General features: G+C 69.1%; 12 protein-coding genes and 1 tRNA gene. 6 read left to right on the top strand and 7 right to left on the bottom strand.

The genetic code is table 11. The features are described from left to right. Positions 1 to 335: 335 nt before the first annotated feature. From LQD00_RS03790 to LQD00_RS03805, 4 genes are all read right to left on the bottom strand, one after another. Positions 336 to 4,148, bottom strand: a complete 3,813-nt coding sequence (locus LQD00_RS03790) for a multifunctional oxoglutarate decarboxylase/oxoglutarate dehydrogenase thiamine pyrophosphate-binding subunit/dihydrolipoyllysine-residue succinyltransferase subunit (protein WP_308195918.1) — start codon at positions 4,146 to 4,148, stop codon at positions 336 to 338. A gap of 138 nt (positions 4,149 to 4,286) precedes the next feature. Further along, positions 4,287 to 8,246 (bottom strand): ABC transporter ATP-binding protein, encoded by a 3,960-nt coding sequence (locus LQD00_RS03795; protein WP_232715735.1) that lies wholly within the window; start codon positions 8,244 to 8,246, stop codon positions 4,287 to 4,289. Next, positions 8,243 to 8,968: a hypothetical protein gene (locus LQD00_RS03800; RefSeq protein ID WP_232715736.1), complete on the bottom strand. Its 726-nt coding sequence runs from the start codon at positions 8,966 to 8,968 to the stop codon at positions 8,243 to 8,245. Before LQD00_RS03800 ends, LQD00_RS03795 begins: the two co-directional genes overlap by 4 nt. Beyond that, positions 8,965 to 10,041 (bottom strand): glutathione S-transferase family protein, encoded by a 1,077-nt coding sequence (locus LQD00_RS03805; protein WP_232715737.1) that lies wholly within the window; start codon positions 10,039 to 10,041, stop codon positions 8,965 to 8,967. The genes LQD00_RS03800 and LQD00_RS03805 overlap by 4 nt, the downstream gene beginning before the upstream one ends. Positions 10,042 to 10,162: 121 nt before the next feature. Here LQD00_RS03805 and LQD00_RS03810 point away from each other — a divergent pair, with 121 nt between their 5' ends. From LQD00_RS03810 to LQD00_RS03835, 6 genes are all read left to right on the top strand, one after another. Continuing rightward, positions 10,163 to 10,828 (top strand): PadR family transcriptional regulator, encoded by a 666-nt coding sequence (locus tag LQD00_RS03810; protein WP_232715738.1) that lies wholly within the window; start codon positions 10,163 to 10,165, stop codon positions 10,826 to 10,828. A 2-nt stretch (positions 10,829 to 10,830) separates the two neighbouring features. Then, positions 10,831 to 12,384 (top strand): DHA2 family efflux MFS transporter permease subunit, encoded by a 1,554-nt coding sequence (locus tag LQD00_RS03815; RefSeq protein WP_232715739.1) that lies wholly within the window; start codon positions 10,831 to 10,833, stop codon positions 12,382 to 12,384. A 47-nt stretch (positions 12,385 to 12,431) separates the two neighbouring features. Continuing rightward, positions 12,432 to 13,631, top strand: coding sequence for an exonuclease SbcCD subunit D (locus tag LQD00_RS03820; protein ID WP_232715740.1), 1,200 nt, complete (start codon positions 12,432 to 12,434; stop codon positions 13,629 to 13,631). A 13-nt stretch (positions 13,632 to 13,644) separates the two neighbouring features. After that, positions 13,645 to 16,620: an AAA family ATPase gene (locus LQD00_RS03825; RefSeq protein WP_232715741.1), complete on the top strand. Its 2,976-nt coding sequence runs from the start codon at positions 13,645 to 13,647 to the stop codon at positions 16,618 to 16,620. Between the two features lie 55 nt (positions 16,621 to 16,675). After that, a tRNA-Arg gene (locus LQD00_RS03830) sits at positions 16,676 to 16,751 on the top strand. A 167-nt stretch (positions 16,752 to 16,918) separates the two neighbouring features. Further along, positions 16,919 to 17,605, top strand: a complete 687-nt coding sequence (locus LQD00_RS03835; protein ID WP_232715742.1) for a hemerythrin domain-containing protein — start codon at positions 16,919 to 16,921, stop codon at positions 17,603 to 17,605. On the opposite strand, the gene LQD00_RS03840 is transcribed toward LQD00_RS03835, so the two are convergent. From LQD00_RS03840 to LQD00_RS03850, 3 genes are all read right to left on the bottom strand, one after another. Beyond that, positions 17,583 to 20,897 carry a BTAD domain-containing putative transcriptional regulator gene (locus LQD00_RS03840; RefSeq protein WP_232715743.1) on the bottom strand — a complete coding sequence of 1,105 codons (3,315 nt, stop codon included), beginning with the start codon at positions 20,895 to 20,897 and terminating at the stop codon, positions 17,583 to 17,585. The two genes, LQD00_RS03835 and LQD00_RS03840, sit on opposite strands and share 23 nt — an antisense overlap. Before the next feature lie 121 nt (positions 20,898 to 21,018). Further along, the gene (locus LQD00_RS03845) at positions 21,019 to 21,819 is read right to left on the bottom strand and encodes a DUF305 domain-containing protein (RefSeq protein WP_232715744.1); all 801 of its coding nucleotides are present in this window, start codon (positions 21,817 to 21,819) and stop codon (positions 21,019 to 21,021) included. A 17-nt stretch (positions 21,820 to 21,836) separates the two neighbouring features. Beyond that, on the bottom strand, positions 21,837 to 22,661 hold the full coding sequence (locus tag LQD00_RS03850) for a DUF3105 domain-containing protein (protein ID WP_232715745.1): 825 nt from the start codon (positions 22,659 to 22,661) through the stop codon (positions 21,837 to 21,839). Between the last annotated feature and the right edge of the window lie 39 nt (positions 22,662 to 22,700).

Raw genomic sequence — 22,700 nt, forward strand, 5'->3', positions numbered from 1 at the left:
GGATCGACCTCCGGTTGTCGGCGGACGGCGCCGCGGCACGGGCTCGGCCACGGCGAACTCTGTACCGGAGGAATAACCACCGTGCTGCGGATGAAACCCGGGGTGCGCCGATCGTCTAGAAGGAGAGGATCTCGTGCGTGGGAAGCACGGGACGCGGCAATCCGGGCGGCCGGTCGGCCGCGATCGTGCGGATGGCCGAAGGACGCCGCGCCCCCCGCACATCCATCTGCATCGAAAGCTGATCTCACGCACTACGGCCGGTGAACCCCTGAACAGCAGGAGGCCCCTGCCGGATGATTCCGGCAGGGGCCTCCTTGAGCGTCTGTGAGGGTTCGCTACTCGCCGAACGCCTCGTCGAGGATCTCCTGCTGCTCGACCGCATGGACCTTGCTCGAACCCGAGGACGGGGCCGACATCGGGCGACGCGAGACGCGGCGCAGGCCACCGAGGAGATCGGGTAGCACCTCGGGCAGCCACAGGCCGAGGAACGGCCACGGACCCTGGTTGGCCGGCTCCTCCTGGACCCAGCGGAACTCGCTGGCGTTGCCGTACTGCTCCAGCGTCTTGCGCAGGCGACGGTGCGGCACCGGGTAGAGCTGCTCGATGCGGACGATCGCGATGTCGTCGCGATCCTCCTTGTCACGACGCGCCGCGAGCTCGTAGTAGAGCTTGCCGCTCACCAGCAGAACGCGCTTGACCTTGCTGCGGTCGGCGTCGCCCTTGGCGAACTTCGGATCGTCGATGACCGAACGGAACTTGTCGTCGGTGAAGTCCGACAGCGGGCTGACGGCAGCCTTGTTGCGCAGCATCGACTTCGGGGTGAAGACGATGAGCGGGCGGCTGATGCCGTCGAGCACGTGACGACGCAGCAGGTGGAAGTAGCTCGCCGGGGTCGACGGCAGTGCCACCGTCATCGAGCCCTCGGCACACAGCTGCAGGAAGCGCTCGATGCGGCCCGAGGTGTGGTCGGGACCCTGGCCCTCATGACCGTGCGGCAGCAGCAACACGACGTCGGAGAGCTGGCCCCACTTGGCCTCACCGGACGAGATGAACTCGTCGATGATCGACTGTGCGCCGTTGACGAAGTCGCCGAACTGCGCCTCCCACAGGACGAGTGCGTCCGGGTTGCCCACGGAGTAGCCGTATTCGAAGCCGACGACCCCGAACTCGGAGAGCGGCGAGTCGTAGACCATGAAGCGGCCGCCGTTGTCCTCGGCGTCGGCGGGCAGCAGGTGGTTCAGCGGGGTGTACTCCGAACCGTTCTCCCGGTCGATGAGCACCGAGTGACGCTGGGTGAACGTACCGCGACGCGAGTCCTGACCGGACAGGCGGACGGTGCGTCCTTCCATGACCAGCGAACCGAATGCGAGGAGCTCGGCAAAGGCCCAGTCGATGCCGCCGTTGCGGGCGGCCTCGGCGCGACGCTCGAGGACCGGCTTCACGCGCGCATGCGGGTTGAAGCCCTCCGGGACGTTGACGAAGGCGTCGCCGATGGTCTGTAGCACTTCCTTGTCGACCGCGGTCACCAGCTTGGTCGGCAGGGTCTGGTCGGACTCCACCGACGGCGACGGCTCGGCGTGGTACTTCTCGAGTTCCTTGACCTCGTTGAAGACCCGTTCGAGCTGTCCCTGGTAGTCACGCAGGGCGTCCTCGGCCTCCTTGGTCGAGATGTCACCACGACCGATCAGGGCCTCGGTGTAGCTCTTGCGGACGCCGCGCTTGGTGTCGATGACCTCGTACATCGCCGGCTGCGTCATCGACGGGTCGTCACCCTCGTTGTGGCCGCGGCGACGGAAGCAGACGAGGTCGATGACGACGTCCTTGTGGTACGTCTGGCGGTAGTCGACGGCGAGCTTCGCGACCCAGACACAGGCCTCGGGATCGTCGCTGTTCACGTGGAAGATCGGCGCGCCGATCATCTTCGCGACGTCGGTGCAGTACTCGGTGGAACGCGAGTGCTCCGGGGCGGTGGTGAAGCCGACCTGGTTGTTCACGACGATGTGCACGGTGCCGCCGGTGCGATAACCGGGAAGCATCGCCATGTTGAGCGTCTCGGCGACCACACCCTGACCGGCGAATGCGGCGTCGCCGTGCAACATGAGCGGCAGGATCGGGAAGCTCTCGTCGTCGGCGTCGGCGATGAGATCCTGCTTGGCGCGGACCAGGCCCTCGAGGACCGGGTCGACCGCCTCGAGGTGGCTCGGGTTGGCGGTCAGCGAGACGTTGATCTCGTTGTCGCCGAACATCTGGTAGTACTTGCCCTCGGCTCCGAGGTGGTACTTCACGTCACCCGAACCGTGCGCCTGCGACGGGTTCAGGTTGCCCTCGAACTCGGAGAAGATCTTCGAGTACGGCTTGCCGACGATGTTGGCGAGCACGTTGAGGCGGCCGCGGTGCGGCATACCGATCACGACCTCGGTGAGGTTGTGCTCGGCACTCTGGTCGATGACCGCGTCCATCATCGGGATGACCGACTCGGCACCCTCGAGCGAGAAGCGCTTCTGACCGACGTACTTGGTCTGCAGGAAGGTCTCGAAGGCCTCCGCCGCGTTCAGCTTGCTCAGGATGTACTTCTGCTCGCCGACCGGCGGCTTCACGTGCTTGACCTCGACACGTTCCTGCAGCCACTTCTGCTGCTCCGGCTCGAGGATGTGGGTGTACTCCACACCGACGTGGCGGCAGTAGGCGTCGCGCAGGATCGACAGCACGTCGCGGAGCTTCATCTTCTCCTGGCCGTGGAAACCGCCGACCTTGAAGGTGCGGTCGAGATCCCAGAGGGTCAGGCCGTAGGTCGCGATGTCGAGATCAGGATGGCTGCTGCGCGCATCGCTGTTCATCATCAGCGGATCGATGTCGGCCATCAGGTGGCCGCGACTGCGGTAGGCCGCGATCAGCTCGAGGACGCGGGTGCTCTTGTCGACGAGGCCGGCCGGAATGTCACGACGCCAGCGGACCGGCTCGTAGGGCACGTGGAACGCGGTGAAGATCTCGTCGTAGAACGCGTCGTCGATCAGCAGCTCGTGGATGGTGCGCAGGAAGTCGCCCGACTCCGCACCCTGGATGATGCGGTGATCGTAGGTCGAGGTCAGCGTCATCAGCTTGCCGACGCCGAGCTCGGCGATCTGCTCGTCGCTGGCGCCCTGGAACTCGGCCGGGTACTCCATCGCACCTGCGCCGATGATCGCGCCCTGACCCTTCATCAGGCGCGGCACGGAGTGCACGGTGCCGATGGTGCCGGGGTTGGTCAGCGAGATGGTGACGCCGGAGAAGTCGTCGGCGCCGAGCTTGCCGTCACGCGCACGACGGACGATGTCCTGGTACGCGTTGTAGAACTCGGCGAAGCCCATCGTCTCGCACTCTTTGATGGCCGCGACGACGAGCGTGCGGTTGCCGTCCTTGCCGACCAGATCGATGGCCAGACCGAGGTTGGTGTGCGCAGGGGTGACGACGTTGGGCTTGCCGTCGATCTCGGCGTAGTGCCGATTCATGTTCGGGAAGGCCTTGATGGCCTGGACGATCGCGTAACCCAGGATGTGGGTGAAGCTGATCTTGCCGCCGCGGGTACGGGCGAGGTGGTTGTTGACGACGATGCGGTTGTCGATCATCGCCTTCGCGGGAACCGCGCGGACACTGGTGGCCGTCGGGATCTGCAGCGACAGCGCCATGTTCTTGGCGATGGCCGCGGCGGGGCCGCGGAGCACCTTGTTGCCGTCTGCGGAATCCTTCTTGGACTCGGCGGCTGCAGGCTTGGCGGCAGCGGGCTTGGCAGCGGCAGAAGGCTTCGGCTGGGAACGGGCGGAACCGTCACGGCTCGCGACGCTGTGGCCGGAGGCGGCCTTGGTCGCGGTCGACTCCTTGGCAGGGGAGGGCTTGCGGGCAGAGGTGGTCCGCGTCGGCTCCTGGTCGAGTGTCACCTGCTTGCGCGGTGCCGACTCGGCCGCGGGCTTCGCCGGTGCGCTGCCGTTGGAGGAGGGGGTGGAGGAGGCCGGTGCGGCGGACGCGGAACCACCGTTGTCTCCGGGCTTGTAACTCTTCAAGAGTTCATGCCAACTCGGGTCCACCGAGCTCGGGTCCTCTTTGAATTGCTGGTACATTTCCTCGACCAGCCAGGTGTTCTGTCCGAAGTCAGAAATCGAACTGCTGCTCACAGCGGTATCTCGCCTCAATTCCCTTAAGGTGCCGGGTTCTCTGCCACGCTGACGTCCCTTGTGGAGACTATCGGTGAACCATCTGCCGATGCTACGCGTCGTCTGGTGCGTCACACCCACCGACCTGCTACTACGAAGTCAGATCGTCATCTCGGGTGATCCGGCGCGGATGGTCTGGTTGTCGGTTGCGGACGCGCCACGTCGAGCGTCCTGTTTCGAGCCCGCTCGGGAGTCGGCATCCACTGCGTCTGTACGCGCAGCGGGCACCATTCCACCGGGCTCCGTCACCGCGGCCTCGTCGGGATCCACACCGGCCTCCCAGAAGCCGCGATACAAACTGTGCAACGCCAGGAGTTCGTCGTGTGTTCCGAGTTCGACTATTCGGCCGCCGTCGACCACGGCGATCATATCGGCGCGGGCCGCGGTGGCCAGCCGGTGCGCGACGATGACGGAGGTCCGGCGCCGCGTCATCGCCCGTCCGGCGGCCAGGACCTGCGCCTCGGTGGCCTGGTCGAGCGTGGCGGTCGCCTCGTCGAGCAGGAGGAGGTCGGGGTCGACGAGTTCGGCGCGGGCCAGGGCGATCAGCTGGCGCTGACCGGAGCTGAGGCCTTGGCCGCGTTCGCCGATGGGATGGTTCATGCGCCCCGGTAGGCCGGCGATCATCGGTAGGGCGCCCACCGCGGCCGCGGCCTCGACGATCGCGGCGCGGTCGGCATCCGGCCGGCCGTAGGCGATGTTGTCCGCGACGGTCCCGGTGAAGAGGTGTGGCTCCTGCGGGACGAGTCCCAGGCGGCTGCGGTATCCGGAGAGGACGAGGTCGCCGATGTCGGTGCCGTCCACGAGGACACGTCCGGTGGTCGGGTCGTAGAAGCGGGCCAGCAATTTCACGATCGTCGACTTGCCCGCGCCGGTCCGGCCGACGAGGGCGAGCGAGGACCCGGCGGGGATGTTCAGGTCGACGTCGTGCAGGGCGTCGGACTCCGCGCCCTGATACCGGAAGCCGACCCCGTCGAACTCGACCTCGCCGTCGAAGCCGGTGGCCGGCGGCGTCGTGGCGTCCGGGTTGACCCGCAGCGAACTCGGGGTCCGCAGCAGATCGCCGATACGCCGGAGTCCGACCGCCGCCTGCTGGTAGCCGTCGAAGACCTGGGAGAGCTGCTGGACGGGACCGAACAGCATCGTGAGATAGAGGACGAAGGCCACCAGGGTGCCCGCGGTGAGCGAGCCGTCGGCCACCTGGCCGGCGCCGACGCCGAGTGCGATCGCGGTGGCGATGTCCGACATCAACATGATCAACGGGAAGTACGAGGCGATCGCCCGCTGCGACACCATCCGGGCCGCAACCCACGCCGCCGAACGCAGGCCGAAACGCTTCTGCGCGTCGTCGGTGCGGAGGTAGGTCTGGGTGGTCTTGATCCCGGCGATGTTCTCCTGGAAGTCGGCGTTCACCGTGCTGATCAGCTCGCGGGACCGCGTGTAGGCGGCGCTCGCGACGCGCCGGAAGACCACCGTGGCGACGATGAGCAGCGGGAAGACCGGGAGCACCAGCAGCGCGAGCAACGGCCCGGTGACCAGCAATGCGACCGTGACACCCACCAGGGTCAGGAGCGCGACGATCGCCGACGTCAGACCTGTCTGCAGAAACGTCGACAGCGCGTCGATGTCGGTGGTCATGCGCGTCATGATCCGGCCCGACAGCTCGCGCTCGTAGTAGTCCAGGCCGAGGCGCTGGATGTGGGCGTAGCTGCGGATGCGCAGTCCGAACAGGACGCGTTCACCGGCTCGGGTGGAGGTCATCGTCAGCAGGGACGCGGCGACCCACCCGACGCCGACGAGTGCCACGCCGCCGATCGCCGCCCACCACAGGGTGTGCTGGTCGTGATCGCCGGCCGCGTCGATGACCGCGCGGGCGATGCTGGGGAAGGCCAGGCCGACGAGGGTGTCGACGGCGATGGCCACGAGTGCGAAGGCGAGCAGCCAGCGGACCGGTCTGAGCAGTCCGCGGAGGGTGAAGCGCGGGTTCTCGCGGCGGGCGTCGGTGACATCCACGGCGGGGTCCTCGACGGCCGGTGGCAGGGCGTCGACCCGTGCCTGGAGTTCGGGGGTCGCCGGCATCGAACCCAGTGCGCTCGCGACGCCTCCACCCCGTTGCCCGGCCCGCGGTCCGGCGCCGACCGGCGCACCGGTCCGGGCGTAGGCCTGCTCCTCCGGGAGATGCGTTGTGGGCCAGAGGCTCTCGATGAGGTCGTCGGAGACGCTCGACGGGTTGGGTGCGGCTCCGTCGTTGTGCGGCTCCACGGAGGCGTTCGACATCAGCTCGCGGAACCGCGCCGAGGAGGCCTCGAGGTCGGCGGGCGTGCCGATCGCGGTGATCCGGCCCTCGTCGAGCACGGCCACCCGATCGGCGAGCACGAGCGTCGACCGCCGGTGGGCGAGGACCAGCATGGTCCGTTTCTGGTCGCGCAGGCGGCCGAGGATGCGGGCCTCGGTGGTGGCGTCGACCGCCGACGTCGCGTCGTCGAGCACCAGGACGCGCGGGTCGGCGAAGAGGGCGCGGGCCAGTGCGATCCGCTGGCGCTGTCCGCCCGAGAGGGTCAGGCCGCGTTCGCCGACGACGGTGTCGTAGCCGTCGGGGAGTGCCTCGATGAACTCGGTGGCCTCGGCTGCGGCTGCTGCGGCTCGTACCCGGTCGGCGAGGGAAGCGGGGTCGGCGGTGGCGCCCGGGCCCATGGCGATGTTCGCGGTGATGGTGTCGGAGAAGAGGAACGGCTCGTCGAAGACGGTGGCGAGGGCTTCGTGCAGCGCGGTCGGCGTCAGCGAGTCCACCGGGTGCGGGCCGTCGGCGCCGACCAGGGAGATCGTGCCGGCATCGGGTCGCTCGAAGCGGCTGACCAGGTCGGCGATGGTCGATTTCCCGGAGCCGGGTGGCCCGACGATCGCCACGCACTCGCCGGGTTCGATACGCAGGTCGATCCCGGTTAGCACGGCGGGCGGATCGTCGGCCTCATGGGTGTGGTGGGCGAAGGAGACGTTCTCCAGTTCGACCCCGAGTGGGCCGTCGGGAAGCGTGCCGGTGGCGGTCTCGCCGGGATCGCGCGGGTGATCGATGACGTCGTAGACGCGTTCCACCGCGGCGCGGGCGAGCTGGGCGTTGACGATGAGATTGGTGAGCAGGCGGGCGATGCCGGTCATCGCGGTGACGTAGGTGGTGAACGCGAGGAACGTGCCGGCGGTGATCGCGTCCGTCATCGTCAGATAGCCGCCGACGACGATCACGCCGACCATGCCGAGTTGGGGGATGGCGCTCAGGGTGGGCCCGAACCGGGCGTTGATGCGTGCCGCGCGCAGACGCCGGGCGAACAGGGTGCGGCAGCGCGTCACCAGTCCGTCGACGGCGCGGTCCTCCTGGCCGAAGCCCTTGACGACACGGACGCCGGTGACGGTCTCCTCGACGTGCTGGGCCACGTCGGCCGCGGACTGCTGCGCGGACCACGTCGCCGCGAAGAGCTTCCGGCGGGTCCGGAACACCTCCAGGGCGATCAGCGGCGCGATCACGAGCGCAACCGCGGTGAGCAACGGGGACAGATAGGCCATGACACCGAGCGCGACGACCATCTGCACCGCCGCGCCCATCGAAAGCGGCGCCATGGCCAGCAATCCCTGGACCACCTGGATGTCGGAGATGGAGCGGGAGACGATCTGCCCCGTCCGGATCTGGTGCTGACTGCGGCCGTCGAGATGCAGCAGGGTGTCGAGCAGGCGCCGGCGCAGGTTGTTCTGCACGTTGATCGCGAGACGGCCGGCGTACACGCGCCGTCCGAAGTGGCAGGCGTAGCGCACGAACGCGAGGGCGATAAGGCCGGTGATGATGGTGGACAGGGCGAGGTCGTCGTCGATGACGCCGGTGGCCCGGTCGATCGCGGCCTTGGCCAGCAGGGGCATCACGACGTCGACGCCCACCGCGATCATCGTGACGGTCAGGGTCACGATGACGATGCGACGGTAACGCCACGCCTCGTCGAGCAGCTTCCGGATCCAGCCCGGTGACGTGGTGGGGGTGCTCCCGGTGGCGGGAGGCGCGGTGGACTCCGGGATCACCGGGAACCGGGCGGCAGCGGGCTCGTCTCGTTCACCACCTCGGCGTCGAGAACCCAGAAGGCGGGAGCGGGCCCGAACGCCTCACGCGCGTTGTGCACCACCTTGCGGCCGAGCGCGCGGCTACCCGCGCCACCGATGACCGCACCGATGCCGGCCGGCATCAACTTGCCGAAGATCAACGGCGCGCGCCGGATCGCGTACTTGCGCACGAGCTTGTTGATCAGGGTCTTGTTCAATTTGGTGATCGCGCCCGACGGCAGAGCGGCACCGCCGAGGCGACGCAGGGGACCGCCACGCGTGCCGACGACCCGGCCGAGGGCGAGCACTCCCTCTTCACCGAGCGCGACAGCCAGGACGAGCGACTTGCGTCGGTCGGTCTCGTGGACGCCGATGCCGTGGACCTCGGCGATCGACAGGGCGAGCAGCGCCGAGGCCTCGAGGAAGAAGGCGGTGTCACCGGTCATCGCGCCGAAGGCCGTCATCGTCCCGACCCCGGGCACGGCCGCTGCCGCGCCGACAGCGCTCCCCGAACCCGTGACCGCGTTCAGGTAGCGCTTCTCGAGTCGCTCGATGATCTGGGCGGGGGAGTCGTCGGGGTACTTGCGGCGCAGCGAGTCGACGTACTTCTTGACCGCGGGGCCCTGCAGGCGCTGTGCACGGTCGAGGATGCCGCCGGTGACCTCGACGGCCTTGCCGGGGGGCTTTCGAGTGGTGTCGGTCATGATTTGGGTACCCAATTCTCCTCGGGGACGACCTCGTCGGGTCGTGGGGGACCGGGCGGCGTGCCGTCGCCGAAGGGACGCCCGCCGAGTTCCTCGCGGTGATGCGGGGTCAGCCATCCCCGCAGGTCGGGACCCTTGGGCACGATCTGCGTGGGGTTCACATCGGTGTGCACGATGTAGTAGTGCTGCTTGATCTGGGTGAAATCGGTGGTGTCGCCGAAGCCGGGGGTCTGGAACAGGTCGCGGGCGTAGGCCCACAGCACCGGCATCTCGCTCAGTTTGCTGCGATTGCACTTGAAATGGCCGTGGTAGACGGGGTCGAAACGGGCGAGGGTCGTGAACAGCCGGACGTCGGCCTCGGTGATGGTGTCGCCCACCAGGTATCGCTGTGTCGACAGCCGCTCGGACAGCTCGTCGAGCTTGGTGAACAGGCGGTCGTAGGCGGCCTCGTAGGCCTCCTGGCTGCCGGCGAACCCGCACCGGTAGACGCCGTTGTTCACCTCGGTGTAGATCCCGTGGCTCACCTCGTCGATCTCGTCGCGCAGGCGTTCGGGGTAGAGCTCGGGCGCGCCGTCGCGGTGGAACGCGGTCCACTCCAACGAGAAGTCGATGGTGATCTGGGGGAAGTCGTTGGTCACGACCTCGCCGGTGGGGACGTCGACGATCGCCGGCACGGTGATCCCCTTGGGGTAACCCGGGATCCGCTTCTCGTAGGCGTCCTTGAGGCGCGGGATCTGCAGGACGGGGTCGAGGCCTCCGGGGTCGAGGTCGAAGGTCCACGAGTTCTTGTCGTGGGTGGGTCCGCACAATCCGAGTGAGATGGCGTCCTCGAGTCCGAGGAGCCGGCGGACGATGAGCGTCCGGTTGGCCCACGGGCAGGCGCGCGCGGCGACGAGACGATAGCGCCCGGCCTCGACGGGATAGCCGTCCCGCCCGTCGGCGGTGATGCGGGTCTCGATGTACTTGGTGTCCCGCACGAACTCCTGGCCGGACATCACATAGCTGCCCTGCTCCCCGGAGCCGGTCGTCCCGGTGGAGTCGCTCTGGGTGGATTCCTCCTGCGCACGAGTCATGCCGTCCACAGTAATGATGGCCGGCGACACTTGGCAGCGACCGGACACGTGCGTATATTCCGACTGGAATATTCGACGCCGATCAGCGACCTCCAGGCCGCCGGACCAAGGGGGTTCACGCATGGCGTGTTCCGCGCCGCTCGGACCGGTGGCGATCCTGGTGCTCGGTCTTCTCCTCGAACGTCCGATGCACCCGTACGAGATGGTGCAGACGACCGTCGCACGTCGCGAGGACCGGCTGGCCAAGTTCCGTGCCGGCACGCTGTACCACGCGGTGGACCGGCTCGCCGAGAACGGATCGATCGAGGTCCAAGAGGTCCGGCGGGAGGGCAACCGGCCCGAACGGACCGTGTACGCCATCACCGAGGCGGGTCGGGGAGCGCTGACCGAGAACCTCGAACGCATCCTCGAGACGCGACCGGAGGAGTACCCGGAGCTCTACCTCGCCCTGTCCGAGGCACACGGTCTGCCGAGGGACCGGGTCGTCGAGCTCCTCGAACGGCGGGTCGCGACCATGCGAGCCGATCTCGCCGAGGTCGAGGCCGCCGTCGCGGAGTTCCGGTCCCGCGGGAAACCGGAGATGTTCTTCCTCGACGGGGGTTGTCGGATCGCCACACTCACCGCCCAGATCGCCTGGCTCGACGACCTCGTCGAGCGGCTCCGCACCCACCGCATCGAATGGCTCGACGATCCGGAGTCGCCGTATCGCGTGCCGACCCAGCCGGGCTCCACCCCGGCACCGAATCCCGGCGCAGACGCCGAACACCTCGCACAGAAGGTCGAGTAGAGATGACCCGTTCCACCCCTGACACCGGGGTCACCGGCTCCGAGGTGACGACGAGACCCTGGGCCGCGCTGATGGCGCTGTGCGTGGGCTTCTTCATGATCCTCGTCGACATGACGATCGTGGCAGTCGCGCAGCCACGTATCCAGGCCGACCTGAACACCGACGTCAACGGCGTCGTGTGGGTCACCAGCGCCTACCTGCTGACGTACGCGGTGCCGCTGCTCATCACCGGACGACTCGGTGACAAGTACGGGCCCAAGTCGATGTACCAGATCGGCCTGATCGTCTTCACGATCGCCAGCGTGTGGTGCGGACTGTCGGATTCGATCGGCGAGCTCATCGCCGCGCGCGCCCTGCAGGGCGTCGGCGCCGCGCTCATCACCCCGCAGACGATGTCGCTGATCACCCGTATCTTCCCGCCCGAGAAACGCGGTGCGGCGATGGGGATCTGGGGCACGGTCGCCGGTGTGGCCACCCTGGTGGGACCGCTGCTCGGCGGTGTCCTCACCGACTCGTTCGGCTGGGAGTGGATCTTCTTCATCAACCTGCCCGTCGGCATCGCCGGCCTCGCACTGGCCGCGATACTGGTCCCGCAGGTCGAGACCAACGACCACCAGTTCGACTGGATCGGCGTGGCACTGTCGGCGATCGGCCTGTCCGCCCTCGTGTTCGGCATCCAGGAGGGCGAGAGCTTCGACTGGGTCGCCTGGGTGTGGGTCCTGATCGTCGGCGGGGTGATCTTCCTCGGCGTCTTCGTCTGGTGGCAGTCGCGCATCCGCACCGAACCGCTGCTCCCGCTCGGGCTGTTCCGCGACCGGAACTTCTCACTGGCGACCGTCGGCATCGCGTCGATGGGCTTCGCGATGTCGGCCATGATGATCCCGCTGAGCTTCTTCCTGCAGCTCGTCGGCGGCATGACACCCACCCAGTCGGCGGTCGTGATGGTCCCGATGGCGGTGCTGACCGGAATCCTGGCACCCATCGTGGGCCGCGTCGTCGATCGTGTGCACCCGCGCGCCATCGTGTCCACCGCACTCCTCCTGAGCGCGATCGCCGTCGGATGGCTGGGTGTCGTCACCCGACCGGACACCCCGGTGTGGATGATCATCCTGCCCCTGTGCCTGATGGGTGTCGCGTCGGCGGGTGTCTGGGCACCACTGGCCGCCACCGCCACCCGAAACCTTCCCTGGCACCAGGCCGGGGCGGGCGCCGGTGTGTACAACACTCTGCGCGTGATCGGTTCGGTGCTGGGGTCGGCGATGATCGGCGCCCTTCTGCAGTCCCGTCTCGCAGCCGAACTGCCCGGGATCGACGCCGGCGCCGCACAGGACGCCAGTGGCGCGAACCAGCTGCCGGAGTTCCTCCGCGAGGGTTTCGCCACCGCGATGGGTCAGTCGCTGTACCTGCCCGCGGCCGCGTTGCTGGTCGGCGTGGTGGCGACGTTCTTCTTCGTGCGACCGGCGCATCAGATGCCCACGGCCGCGGCCGCACCCGGCGGGCCGGCGGATGCCGCGGCGGGTAGCGCGCCTCACAATGCGCCGATGACCGGGGCCTGAGCGCGCGTCCCACGATCTGTCGGGCCCCGACCGTATGGTTTGTCTCCATGCGGATCGTGCACACCTCCGACTGGCACCTGGGCCGGACGTTCCACGGTGTCGACCTGCTCGCCGACCAGCGTCGTGCACTGAGTCACCTCGCAGAGCTGGTCGCCGCCGAGTCGGCCGACGCCGTGATCGTCGCCGGTGACGTCTACGACCGGTCGGTGCCGTCGGCCGACGCGGTGCGCGTCTACGACGAGGGCCTGGCCGAGATCGCCGCTGCCGGTGCGCGCATCATCGTCACCTCGGGCAACCACGACTCGCCCACCCGCCTCGGCGCAGGGTCGGCGTTCGCGGCGGCCGGCGGGTTGTACCTGCGGACCTCGATCGACGCGATCGCCGAACCCATCGTGCTGACCGATGAGCACGGCGAGGTCGCGGTGTACGGCATCCCGTACCTCGAACCCGACACCGCCCGACGCCATCTCGGGGTCGAGGAGGTGTGCGGCCACACCGCGGTCCTCGACGCCGCCATGACGCGCATCCGTGCCGATCTCGCGACCCGGCAGTCCCGATCGGTCGTCGTCGCCCACGCCTTCGTCAGCGGTGCCGCCGCGTCCGGGTCCGAGCGATCGATCAGCGTCGGGGGAGTGGAAACCGTGCCCGCCGAAACCTTCTCCGGAGCCGACTACGTCGCCCTCGGACATCTGCACTCTCCGCAGCTTGTCACCGACACCGTGCGCTACAGCGGTTCGCTGCTCCCGTACTCGTTCGGCGAGCGCACCCATCGCAAGGCGGTGTGGGTCGTCGACCTCGACGCCGACGGGGTCGGCGGGATCCGCAAGCACGAACTGCCGGTCGTCCGCGAATTGAGCCCTCTGCGCGGAACTCTCGACGAGCTGCTGACCTCCGGCCACTTCGCCGACGCCGAGGACCACTACGTCGAGGTGACGTTGACCGACGCGGTTCGCCCGCTCGACGCCATGCGTCGCCTGCGGGAGCGGTTCCCGCACGCGGTCCACGTGCAATGGGACCGCCCGCACACCGGTTCGGGGGTCGACTACCGCTCGCGGGTCCGCGGCCGCAGCGACGCCGAGATCATCAACTCCTTCATCGAGGACGTCCGCGACACCCCGACCAAGGGGGAGCGGGTGGTTATCGAACGCGCACTGCGCGCCGTCGTCGGCGAACCCGAGGCCGACGCCGGTGCCGACGGAGAGCTCGCGCTGTTCGCCCTCGACGCGTTCGTCGCCGAGACCGCGTGAGCGCTGACGCCGTATGAGACTGCACCACATCCGGATTCGGGCGTTCGGTCCGTTCGCCGACGAGGTCACCGTCGACTTCGACGAGCTGGGCGCCGACGGCCTGTTCCTCCTGCACGGCCAGACCGGTGCCGGCAAGACCACCGTGCTCGACGCGGTGGCGTTCGCTCTGTTCGGCCGGGTCCCCGGCGCCCGCGACACCAACCGCCGACTCCACTCGGATCACGCTGCGCCCGAAACGGTTCCGGAGGTCGAGCTCGAGGCAACCATCGGTTCCCGGCGGTTGCGCATCACGCGTTCGCCCGAACACGAACGTCCCAAGAAGCGCGGCGACGGCAAGCGGAAGATCAACGCGTGCGCGTCGCTGGTCTGGGTGGACGGTTCGGGCCCCGACCTCACCCGTATCCCCGAGATCGGCGAGGCGGTCGTCCGCCTGCTCGGCATGAGCGCCGAGCAGTTCTTTCAGGTGGTCCTGTTGCCGCAGGGCGACTTCGCCCGGTTCCTCCGCGCGCACTCCGACGAGCGGGAGGAGCTCCTGGAACGCCTCTTCGACACCGAGCGTTTCGGCGACCTCGAGGACTGGCTCCGCGATCGCGCCCGCGAGAGCGCATCCAAGCTGGCCGAGCAGACCGGCACCCTCGACCGCATCGCCGGGCAGATCGTCGCGATCAGCGGCACCCAGGCGCCGGCCGTACCCGATTTCGACTGGGCCCAGGGGTGTCTCGACTCCGCCCGGCAGGCCGCCGAGTCCGCGCTGGCGGAATCGACCGCCGCGCAGGCCGCCGTCGAACAGGCCGAAGCCGCGTACGAACACGGCCGGCGCGTCGACGATCAGCGTCGCCGCGGACTGCAGGCTCGCGAACGGCTCGCACGGCTCGTCGAGGGCGAGGCGACGCTGACGGCGGCCGAGCAGTTCCGCCGGCTCGCCCTGCGGGCGGCACCCATCGTGCCGCTCGCCGATGATCGCGAGCGTGTGGACGCGGAACTGATGGCCGCCTCCGACGCCGCCGATCGTGCGCGTGTGGCCCTCACCGAACTCGCCGAGGGCGCGACCCTGTGCGAATCCCACTGCGATGACGCCGCTCTCGTCGCGGCCGTCGACAGATGGACCGAGGAATCGGGCCGCTGGGAGCCACTGGCGAAGCGTGTCGCCGAGAGACCCCGGCTCGTCGCCGACCTCGAGCGGCTGGAGAAGACGATCGCCGCTGCGGAACAGCAGGCCACGGACACGCGGACGTGGCTCGAGGCGGCACCTGCTCGCCGCGACGAGGCGGTCGCCGCACTCCGGGCGGCCGACGAACTGCGTGTCCAGGCACCCAAGCTGCGTGCCGAACGGGACCACGCCCGCCGCGTCCTCCAGGCCTTCACCGATCGCGACGAGGTACTCGCGCAGCTGGCCGACGCCGAACAGGACCTACTCGACGCGCGGGAAAAGCACTCCGCCGCACGGGAACACCAGCTCGATCTCCGCGAACGGCGCCTCACCGGCATGGCCGTCGAACTCGCCGGTGCCCTCGTCGACGGGGAACCGTGCGTGGTCTGCGGCTCGGTCGGTCATCCCGCGCCGGCGACCGGCGACGCCGGCACCTCGGTGGGTGAGGCCGAAGAGAAGGAGGCCGCGGCCGCCGAAGAACGTGCGAGCGTGATCAAGGCCATCGCCCAGTCCGCGGTCGCCGCACTGCAGGAGCGCCGGGCCAATCTCGACGCCGTCATCGCCGGCGCCGACCGCGCCGCCACCCAGGCCGATCACGACCGCCTGGTCGCCGACCTCGCCGCGGCCGAACGGGCGGCCGCCCGCACACCGTCGCTGCAGGACGCGGTCGACCGCATCGACGCCGAGATCGCCGACCGGCGTCGGACTCTGGCCGATCACGACACCGCGCAGGCCGGACGAAGCGAACGACTCACCGCCCTGCGTGAGAATCTGAACGCCCTCGACGCCGAGGTTCACGAGGCGACGGGCGGACGGATCGGGTTCGCGGAGCGGCGCCGTGAACTCGCCGAGCTCTGCCGCCGCACACGGGATCTCCGCGAAGCCCGGCGTGAGCTCGACCGGACCCGCCGACGGCAGGCGGAGATCGCCGAGCGCCTCGCGACAGCCTGTGCCGACGCCGGGTTCACCGGCGCTGACGAGGTCCGGTCGGCCGCCGCGTCGCAGGGACAGATCCGCCAGTGGGAGAAGCTCCTCGAGGAGGCGGCGGCCATCCGTGCCGGCGCCGAGGAGACCCTCGCCGACCCCGAAGTGTGCGCGGCGTTGGAGGCGCCCGAGGTCGACGTCGCGGGTCTGACGGCGGATCTGGTGGCCGCACGCGCCCGACGCGACGATGCCGCCCGCGTGAATGCGGTGGCCGCGCAACGCCGTACCGACCTCGAGGAGTACGTCTCCGGCTTCTGGGCGGCTCTCGACGCACTCGCACCGCTGAAGGCCCGACACGAAGAGCTGCAGGGACTCGCCGAACTGGTGAGCGGGCGCGGACAGAACTCGCGACGCATGTCGCTGCGGTCGTATGTGCTCGCCGCCCGGCTCGACGAGGTGCTCGTCGCCGCATCCGGACGCCTTCGCCAGATGTCGTCGGGGCGTTACGAATTCGTCCACTCCGACGCCGCCGGCGTACGCGGTCGGCGCGGCGGCCTGGGCATCGAGGTCCGCGACGAGTACACCGGCGTGCTGCGCGCCACCACGACGCTGTCGGGCGGGGAGACCTTCTTCGCCTCGCTGGCCCTCGCGCTGGGTCTGGCCGATGTCGTCTCGGCCGAATCGGGCGGTCGGGTCCTCGACACGATCTTCATCGACGAGGGTTTCGGCACCCTCGACCCCGAAGCCCTCGATCTCGTGATGGGTGTCCTCGACGACCTCCGCTCCGGCGGTCGCGTCGTCGGTGTCGTCAGCCACGTCGACGAGTTGCGGGCCCGGATTCCGGCTCAGCTGCACGTCCTCCGCGGCGAACACGGCTCGACGCTGCGGGTGCAGAGCCCGCTCGGCGTGTCGTGAGCAGCCCGATTGTGATGTGCCGGTGAGCGTGCGCTAGTCTGGGTTCGCCCGATGAGCCCCCGTAGCTCAGGGGATAGAGCGTCTGCCTCCGGAGCAGAAGGTCGCAGGTTCGAATCCTGCCGGGGGCACCACAACTGCACAAACCCACCACTCTTGCGTAAACCCACTGCCTCCACGGCGGTGGGTTTACGCATTTGTGGTGGGTTTGTGCGGCGTCGCAAGGCGACTACAAGTCCCGGGTAAGCAGCCGAGCGCACAGTGACGGCAGTCAACAGACACCAGCCGTCAGGAGAGACCCGTGACCAGCCGTTCTTCCAGTCAGTCCACCGCCAACGCGACACCGGACCTCACCGGCATGAAGATCGCCCACCGCGCCATGCTCGACGACACGCGTCGCTTCGCCGAGATCCTGGGCCGCATCGGTGCCGGTGAACCGTGCGACGACCGCCGCCGGCGAGCCATCGGCGACTATCTCACCCAGCTGTGTGCCTCGATCCACCATCACCACACCATCGAGGACGACATCGTGTGGCCGATCCTCACCGCCTCGGCCGGTGCCGCCGTCGACGTGCGCGAGCTGCAAGACGATCACACCGAACTCGAAGCGTTGCTGGCCGTCCTGGGCGCCCATGTCGGCGGGTTCGCCGATGCGCGATCCGGCGACGACACCCGGGCGGCCGGGGATCTGGCCGAGACCCTCCGGCAGACCCACGAGCTGCTCGCCGAACACATCGCGGACGAGGAGAAGGTGGTGTTCCCGATCGTCGACCGCTACGTGAGCGTGACCGACTGGGATCGGGTGGAGAAGGCGGCGCGCACCGGCGGGAAGATGAGTTTCGAGGCGCCCCGCATGTTCCGGCACGCCGACGAACGCGAGCTCGCCAAGATGAGAAAAGAAGCCGGACCGATCATCCGTGCCGTGCTCGGCCTGCTGATCCGCAGCTACGACAGGCGGGAGGCGATCATCGCCGGCCCAGCGCGGTGAGGCCCGACTCGACCACGGCCCGGACTTTCGCCTCGGTTCGACGGTGGTCGGCCGCAGCACTGTGGTCGCCCAGCAGATCGGCGAGCTCGGCGAGCACGACATCCATCGGCCCGAACACGACGGATCCCGAGTTCAACCCGGCGACCGTCCCCGACCAGCGTCGTAGTTCGTCGTAGAGTCCGGCAGCCGCCTCGACCATCCGCAATCGGACCAGGGCCCGCGCGTGGAACACCGACATCGCGGTCCAGTAGAAGTCACGGCTGACCGGCGGGGCGGTCTCGGCGACGCGGCGCGCCTCGTCCGGGCGTCCCGCATCGAGCAACGCGATCACGTACGGCCACGAGACCATCTGCGGTGCGACGCCGACGACCACCCCGAGCGGCTCGACGAGGTGGGCCAGCGAACCGCGGAACCACCCGATGACCATCTCGCCGACCAGGCCGATCTCGGCGGCGTTGACTGCTCCGGCCGCTTCGAGTCGAGCGGTGAGGTCGCGGTACTCGCCTTCGGCCCGGTCGATGTCACCGCCGAGGGCCTCGAGCACGGCCGAGAAGGCGGAGAGCACGACGACGAGCTCGCCGGCCCGGCCGGCCGAGGCGGACCGAAGCCCTTGCTGTACCTCCGACGCAGCGCCGGGCAGGTCGGTCTGCGCGGCCCGTGCCAGGAACGAGAAGAAGTGCGCGGCAGCCTGATACGCGAGAATGCGCGACTCGCGGGCGACCCGTGCGAACTCGTTGGTGAAGTCGGGCAGACCGGCGGAGGCGTCGGGACCCAGCGCGGTGTACACCCGTGCATTCCACGCGGCGCACAGCGCTTCGGGGTCGTCGTGCTGATTCGCCGTCTTCACCGCCTGCTCGGCCAGTTCGATCGCGCGCCGGTCGTCGATGCCCTCGAGCTCGAAGACCGCGGACACCAGCAGGTACACCCGCTGCACATCGGTGGCCCGGGGGAGTGCGTCCGTCATCGCCGCGATCAGCTCGGTGTCGGCGACCCGCTGGCGACGGATGGTCCAGATGACCGGCGCCCGCCAGCAGGTCAGCGCCGACATCACCAGATCGTCGTCGCCCAGGCCGCGCGCCAACTCGAGGGCCTGGCGTCGGCGTCCTCGGGCCTCGATGGTGTCGTCGCCCCGGAAGGCCAGGGCCGTCACCAGATGGGTCAACGCATCGACGAGAGCCCTACGGTCGGCCGCCTCGGCATCGGCGCCCGCATGCCCGGCCGTTTCGTGGAGGAGTACAACCGACCGCCACGACTCCGCCGAATCGGCCTTGAACTCGGTTCGGAAGCGGGCCCGGGCCGCGCGCGTCACCAGCTCGATGGCGTGGTCGAGGGTGTCGGTGGCGGCGCCCAGCGCAGCGTGGTGGGCCAGCTCGTCCGGGTCGACGCCCGGGACCCGTTCGAGGAACTTCACGATCTGCCAGTGCAACCGGCGTTTGCGCAGCGCGGGCACGCTGTCGTAGACGGTGTCGCGGACCAATACGTGATTGAAGTGGACACTGTCGATGTCGGCGGTCAGCAGGCCGGCCGCAACAGCGGTGTCGACGGCGTCGAGAACCTCTTCCTCGGCCGCGGCACCGCCGTCCGGCCGGGTCCACAGTGCGAGCACGCCGTCGATCGGTGCGGTGCGCCCGAAGAGGGCGACGAGACGCAACACCGTGGCCACTTCCGCGGGCAGGCGCTGAATACGTTGCAGCAGCACATTTCTGACGCCATCGGGAATGGCGTCGACGGCCTCGGACGGCCCACGGGAGGCGATCAGTTTCGCGAGTTCGCGGGTGAACAGTGGGTTGCCGTCGGTTCTGGACCGCAGCAGATCAAGGAGGGCCGTATCCACGTCGCCCAGTCCGACCGATCGGGCGAGCTCTCGTATGCCGTTGTCCGACAAGCCTTTGAGGTCGATGTGGTCTGCGGTGACCCCGGCGAGGGACGCCGTCGTCGCGAGCAGGTCGACCCCGGCCTCGGAGGCACGGTAGGTGACCATGACCAGGATCGGTGACCGCGCCATCCACGTCACGAGCTGCCGAAGCACCTGCAACGTGGCGCCGTCGGCCCGATGCGCGTCGTCGAGCACCAGGATCGTTCCCGGCGCGGTGGAGCGGGCAGCGCAGGCGTCGACCATCCGGCGCGCGATGTCGAATGTGGAGTCCAGGCCCTCCGAGGTGGTCGAGTCACGCTGAACTGTCAGCTGCCGCAGCATCTCCCGCCACGCCCACGCCGTCGGCGCACCGTCGACCTCCGGGCAGTGGCCGGTGGCCCCGATCCAGCCGCCGGATTCCAGCCGCCCCACCAACGTCTGTGCGAGAGTGCTCTTGCCGCCACCGGCCTCGGCGCTGACCCACACCACGCGCAATCCGTCGGCGGCCGCGGTCTCGGCGTGACCGCTCAGCACGACCAGCTCGTCCTCGCGCCCGGCCGGTTCGCGGCGCTCTGCCGCGGCTTTCGTCGACGGACCGGGCGAGCGCACCGCCGGAGCCGGCGTCGGCGGCACCGCGGGAGTGTCCAGCGAGGACGACTGTTGCAGGATGTCGCGTTCGAGTTGCTGGATCGCGGGTGCCGGGTCCACTCCGAGTTCGTCTGCGAGATATGACCGCAACCGTCGGAGCGCGGCGAGGGCGTCTGCCTGCCGGCCCAGTCGGTACAGGGCGAGTGCGAACAGGCGGAAGAACTCCTCCCGGGCGGGTTGGTCGTCGCACTCCGCGGCCAGGACCTGGGCCACCTGCGTTGCCCGCCCCTGGTCGACGGCCAGTGCCGCCCACTGTTCGATCGCCGATCGGCGAAGATCGTGCAGTCGGGTGACTTCGGGTTGTGCCCAGCTGTCACCCGCGAAGCCGCCGTAGGGATCGCCGCGCCACAGCCGCAATGCGGCATCCAGCTCGTCGAGTCGTCGTGCGGGGGAGTCGGAGTCGGCCCCGGTGACGGCGGCTTCGAACTCCCACGCATCCACAGCGGCGTCGGGCAACCGCAGCGCGTACCCGGGTTGCTCACTGACGAGGACGGTGGCGGGTGCTCGGGGCGGACGAGACGGTTCGATGACGCGCCGCAGATTGGACACCTGTACCTGGAGTCCGGCCAGAGCCTTGGGCGGCGGCTCGCCGTTCCACAGGTCGTCGATCAATCGGTCGGTGGACACCACTCGACCGCGTCCCGCGACCAACCGCGCCAGGACCGCCCGCTGCCGACGCGGGCCCAGGTCGAGTGCCTCGGAGTCGAGTTCGCAGGAGAGCGAGCCGAGTACGGAGATCCGCAGCCTCGAACCGGCATCACCGGTCGGACCCGCGCCCCGAACCGCCATGACCAACCCGATCCTCTCGTCGACGTGGCCAGACTAACCCGCCGACGAAATCGCCACCTCCGCTACGGAAATCGCGGCCTGGTGGCGGCGTCCCGAACGGAGGTGGCGATGGTGGCGATCGTCAGTTCATCGGCAGCGGCTGGGCATTGCGCTCGGCCAGCATCGCCTTGATGATCCCGATCTCCTTGTCCTGCGTGCGTTCCATCGCCGATGCGAGGTCGCGGACGTAGGGCTGCGAGACGTTGTCGGGGTTCGCGGCGTACTCCATCATGTGGAGCCCGCCCTCGTGGTGGCGCAGCATGAGCTGCAGGAAGGTCGTGTCGACCTCCGGTCCGCGCATCGCGCGGAACCGTTCCATCTCGGCCGACGTCGCCATGCCCGGCATGGCCGGCTGCTCGGCGTCGGCGGCCGGAGTGGCCCCGTGATCCCCGTGGCCCATGTCGCCGTGGTCCATGTCGCCGTGGTCCATGTCCCCGTGGTCACCGTGATCGTCCCCGGAGGCCTCTGTCGACGATCCGTGGCCCATCCAGCCCATCGTCTCGCCGGGATTGGTGACGGGCCGGCCCCAGCGGGTCAGCCACGACTGCATCTGGCCGATCTCGTTGCTCTGTGCGGTGAGGATGTCGAAGGCCATGCTGCGCACCTCGGGATCGGTGCCGTGTTCGAGTTCGATCGCGGCCATCTCGACGCCCTGCTCGTGGTGGCGGGTCATGTCCTGAGCGAAACCGACCGCGGCCGAGTTCGCCGCGGGGGAGTCCTCGCCGGAGGAGTCGTCGGTCAGGCTCGCCTGGATCAGGAGGCCGAGGCCGACTCCGACGAGGAGCACCGCCACCGCGGCGAGCGCGAGAAGGGCGGGGCTCCGACGCGTCGGGGCGGTCTCGGTGCCTTCGGGTGTCGTCGTGCCGTCAGGTGTCTCGCTCATGTTCGTCCCTCGCCAGATCAGCCCGCGGGCATCGGGTTGTTGCCGCCGCCGTCCATGGGCACGGCGTCGGGGCCGGGCTCGCCCTCGTCGGCCGGCGGGGGATTCGACGGGTCGAAGCCCGGGATGGCGGTACAGGTGGCCTGGGTCTCCGGGTAGGCCGCGGTCTGCGGGTTCTCCTGGTAGACGCCGGGCATCATGTTGCGGCGCAGCGAGGTGATGAACTGGTCGATCCGCGGGTCGTTCGCCGAGTCGAGCTTCAGCTGGTGGCCCCAACTCTGCAGCGAGATGGGCTTGTCCAGGCCGGGGTAGGGCGACAGGAACAAGTACTGCTCGCCACGCACGAGCCGCTTCAGGTAGTCGAGATCCTCCGGCGAGACGGTGTCGGGGTTGTAGGTGATCCAGACGGCGCCGTGTTCGAGGGCGTGCACGGCGTTCTCCGACCGCAGCGGGTTCGGGTAGACGACGCCGGTACAGGTCGCCCAGATCTCGTCGTGCGGCCCGCCGAACGGCGGCGACTGGTCGTAGGCGACGCGCTGCGACGCGTTCACGTGCTTGCCGGCCTCGTAGTAGATCTTCGTCACGCCGTCGATGCCCTGCGACGGGTCCGGGGTCTGCGGCGACGGGACGAACCCCTCGGCGGACTGGACTGCCACGTCGTCCTTCTCGTTGGCGCGCTTCTCGTTGAGCTTGGGGAGCAGATAGATCGCGAGTCCGGCCACGAGGCCGATGACCACGACGACGGCGCCGATCAGCATCCAGTCGACCTGCCGGCCGGTCGCAGTGGGTACGGACCCGGACTTCTTACGAGCCTTGGGGACGTTGGCCCCTGGTTTGCGCGCCATTGACTTCTTTCCTCGTACGACGGGGGTCGCCGTGCGCGC

Origin of the sequence: Gordonia metallireducens, from assembly GCF_021245825.1 — a bacterium.
GTDB classification, from domain to species: Bacteria; Actinomycetota; Actinomycetes; order Mycobacteriales; family Mycobacteriaceae; genus Gordonia; species Gordonia namibiensis.